Source organism: Helicobacter sp. 11S02629-2, from assembly GCF_002272875.1.
GTDB lineage: Bacteria > Campylobacterota > Campylobacteria > Campylobacterales > Helicobacteraceae > Helicobacter_I.
On the sequence record NZ_MLAN01000039.1, the window covers coordinates 1 to 1,408 of the forward strand.

Here is a 1,408-nt window from a genome sequence, read left to right on the forward strand (position 1 = left end):
CGACCGCAATGTCGTTAAACTAGGCACTTAAGTAAGTCTATAAGACCAAAAAAGTAAGGCTAGAGGTTGTAACTTGCGTGCAAGCAAGTTACTAAGCAATCATAAGGAGACTAACATGTCCGAAAAGTTAATAACCCTTATAACTGCAATTATAGCACTGCTTACAGCTATTGTAAACCTTGCTATTGTTTTAGTTAAGTAGGGATAAAAAGCCACTTCAAAAAAAAGCACTTTATAAGTGCTAAGAAGTGGTTAGGCTTTAAGACATGCTAAGCTTTTTATACCTAAGGGCTAATTTAGCCCTTAATCCAAACAAAACAAAAGGAGCAAAAGATGTTAACTTCAATATTAAGCAGTATAAGCCTTGTGCTAGTTGCTGGCGTAGTAGTTAGCTTAGTTTTAAGTGTTAATAGACAAGATAAAAAGATAAAAAGCTTAGAAGCTAAGCTAAAAGCTTTTAGTGCTGTTATAAAAGATAGAGCTTAGAGTGCTAGTAATAAATGCCTTAGTTTACCAAAACTTCAAGCCATACTAGAAGGTTGGCACACTTTGGCTAAGTCTTAACCAAAGAAGCAAAGCTTAAAAAAAGCAAAAGAGCTATTAAGCCTAGCATATTAAAGCACAAAAAGACAAAAGAGCTTTAAATATATAACACCATGCTAGGCAAACAAAGCCTAACAAAAACTAAGAAAAAGTAAGAATAGCCAAGAAAAGGCTAAAAAACCAAGAAGCAACCAAGAAGCAACCAAGAAAAACCTAAGAAAAAACCAATAAAAGCCAAAAAGAACAAAAAAGCTAAAAACAAAAAGGATAGATATGGGACCAAAACCACCAGAAAAGATAGACATAGATAAGAGTATAAATGTATTAGAGCTAGAGCCAGAGGCGTTAGTAAAGCTTATATGTGCAGAGCTAGGACTTACTAAGGCAGAGCTTTCAAGGAGGCTAAACTATGATCCTGCAGTGCTAACAAGGCTAAATAACAAAAAAATAATTAAAACCTTACAAGTTTATAGGGGACTTTATGCACATAACTACTTTTGTCATGGAGCTTTTGAACAACATAAAAAGCTAAACAAGTATGAAAACCTAAAAGAAGAAATAGAGCTAAGAGAAAGAAAAGCTAGAAATCTAGACTTTTTAATAGTAACTCCAGTTGAAGAAGGTGAGAAAAATATAGTAGCTTTAACTATAGAAAAGTTTAAACACATAGGCATGACCCATAAAAAACTCGCCGGAATAATAGGATATGGACTAGTAGCGGTAAATAAAGCAGCAGTTGGTGAAGTGCCTAAGCTTATGCGTAAATTATTAGAGTATCTCTTAGAAAACTACGAGCTAAAAAGGGAAAATGAAGCTTTAAGGGATATGTTAAATGCAAAATACAACGAGAATGATGAAGAAGTGT

At 33.9% G+C, this 1,408-nt stretch carries 2 protein-coding genes; both read left to right on the forward strand.

Features of this window, described 5'->3' with window-relative positions:
* Positions 1-333 precede the first annotated feature (333 nt).
* The gene (locus tag BKH40_RS08830) at positions 334-486 is read left to right on the forward strand and encodes a hypothetical protein (protein ID WP_180675177.1); all 153 of its coding nucleotides are present in this window, start codon (positions 334-336) and stop codon (positions 484-486) included.
* A gap of 330 nt (positions 487-816) precedes the next feature.
* A partial coding sequence (locus BKH40_RS08540) for a hypothetical protein (RefSeq protein ID WP_143428487.1) occupies positions 817-1,408 on the forward strand: 592 nt, incomplete at its 3' end.